Origin of the sequence: Halorubrum sp. CBA1125, assembly GCF_009742825.1 — an archaeon.
Classification (GTDB): domain Archaea; phylum Halobacteriota; class Halobacteria; order Halobacteriales; family Haloferacaceae; genus Halorubrum.
In genome coordinates, this window is sequence record NZ_WPCE01000307.1 from 1 (window position 1) to 2,122 (window position 2,122).

General features: G+C 71.2%; 2 protein-coding genes and 1 pseudogene. 1 reads left to right on the forward strand and 2 read right to left on the reverse strand.

What is annotated here, in order from left to right; all coding sequences use genetic code 11:
* A pseudogene (locus GJ633_RS16050) lies at positions 1-188 on the forward strand (histidinol-phosphatase); the annotation flags it as partial.
* Positions 189-207: 19 nt separating this feature from the next.
* Here the strand turns inward: GJ633_RS16050 and GJ633_RS16055 are convergent.
* On the reverse strand, positions 208-1,860 hold the full coding sequence (locus tag GJ633_RS16055) for a tryptophan--tRNA ligase (protein WP_156589574.1): 1,653 nt from the start codon (positions 1,858-1,860) through the stop codon (positions 208-210).
* A 127-nt stretch (positions 1,861-1,987) separates the two neighbouring features.
* A partial coding sequence (locus tag GJ633_RS16060; protein ID WP_156589575.1) for a PUA domain-containing protein occupies positions 1,988-2,122 on the reverse strand: 135 nt, incomplete at its 5' end.

Below are 2,122 nucleotides of genomic sequence, written 5' to 3' on the forward strand. Positions count from 1 at the left end.
CGATCCGGATGGCGGCGAAACACTACGTCGGCGCCGCCAGCCGGAAGTCCGGGTACTACGCCCGGACCGGCGTCGAACGCGGCGCGACGACGGCGGCGCGGACGGCCGCTGACGCCGCGTCGACCGCCCGCGTCGCCGCGCTACAGGGCGTTCACCGCGCCGGACGCGTCCTCTCGTGGCTGGTCTGACCTCGATTCGAGGACCGCCTCAGTGCTCTCCGCCGGTGCCTCGACGGTCGGAGTCGAGGTCGATGTCGAGGTCGTCGAGGACCGCCTCGGCCTCCGCGCGTTTCTCCTGGTGGTCTTCGAGGAACTCCCGCATGAGTTCCGCGGCCTGCTCCTTGCAGCCGCCGCAGAGCCGCTCGCCGTTGACGCACTCGGAGTAGACCTCCTTCGCGAGCCCGTCGTCGTCGCCCGCGAGCAGGTACGCGTACAGCTCGTAGACGGGACACTCGTCGGCCTCGCCGCCGAGTTCGCGCTGTTCTTCCGCCGTGTCGCGCCCGCCGGTCGTCGCCGCCTTCACCTTGTCGTAGCCGTCCTCGGGGTCGTCGAGCAGCGAGATGTGGCTCGCCGGGATCGACGAGGACATCTTCCCGCCGGTGAGCCCGGTCATGAACCGGTGGTAGATCGAGGAGGGCTGGCGGAAGCCGAAGCCGTCGTGGGCGATCTCGACCTCCCGCGCCAGCGACTCGGCCTCCTCTCGCGTCAGGTCGAACGCGTCGACGTGGCCCTCGAAGACGCGCTTCTCGCCGTCGACCGCCTCGATCAGCGCCTCGAACGCCTCGTCGGTGGCGTTGCGGTCGAAGAAGCGGACGCGGGGTCGGAGCGGCTCCTTGCCGCCGGCCCGCAGCTTGTCGAGCGCGGTCGGCTTGGCGTCGACGAGGTCGGAAGCGGGGTCAGAAGCGGGGTCGTCGACGTCGGCGTCGGGTTCCGGCGGCTCGTACTCCGCGAGCCACGCGGCCGCGTCCTCACAGCGTACGTCGGTCTCGGGGTCGTCGGCGTCGGCGGCGAGCGCGTCGTAGGCGGCGCGGACGAGCCGTCGCTCGGCGTCGTCGAGCTCGAAGCTCGCGAACGCCTCGGTCACCTTGAAGTAGCGCACGCGGGTCGCCAGATCGCGGGTCAATCGGACGTGGGGGTCCTGGTCGGGACCGACGGGGATCACCGTGGGCTTCGGCTCGTCGACGAGCTGCGGGTAGAGGATGTCGGCGGTCTGGGTGACCACGCTCTGCATGTGCGAGACGTTGGTCTCGCCGTCGAAGCCGTAGATCGCCTCGAACTCCGAGAAGTTGGCCTTCGACCCCAGCTCGAAGGCGAGGTCCTGGACCGCCCGGTTGTCGGACTGCCGGTAGAGCTCGCCGTCCTCGGGGTCGAACCCGAGCGCGAGCAGCGACAGGAGGTAGCTCCGCGCGTGCTCGTCGATCTCGTCCCAGGACATGCCGCGCGCCGAGTGCGCCTCCAGGTCGGCGATCAGCCCGAAGGCGTCACCGCCCTGCTCTTGATGCCAGATGATCTCGTCGAACACGAGCTTGTGGCCGATGTGCGGGTCGCCGGTGGGCATGAACCCCGACAGCGCCGCGAACGGCTCGTCGTTCGCCATCGCCTCGGCGACCGCGTCGTACTCGCGGTGGCCGAAGATGACCCCGCGGCGCATCAGGTAGTGCGGATCGGGGACGTCGTCGGCGACGTCGTCGAACGCCTCGATGCCGAACTCCGCGAACAGGTCGGCGTAGTCGCCGACCGACGCCGACCCCCACGGGTCGAGCGCGACGTCCTCGGCCGGCTCGTCCGCGCGCTCGGTCCCGCCGTCGGGCCGGGCCGCCGCCTCGGCAGCGGCCGCCTCCTCGGGGGTGTCCTCGTCCATACCTCCCCTCCCGTCGGTCAACGCAAAAACCGTTCGCTTGCGCGACCGGCGGCCGGGGGTCGCCAGCACCCGTCGACGTCCGCCAGGACCCACCGACGCCCGCCAGCGCGTGGGCTGTTCGCGGGCGTCACTCCTCTTCGACGTGTCGAACCTCGCTCGCCACCCCGCGGGTCGACGAGACCATCTCGGGGCCGGACATCTCCGCGCGCCCCACCGCGAACGCCTTCGGCCCCTCGATCACGACCTCGTCGCCGACGCGGAT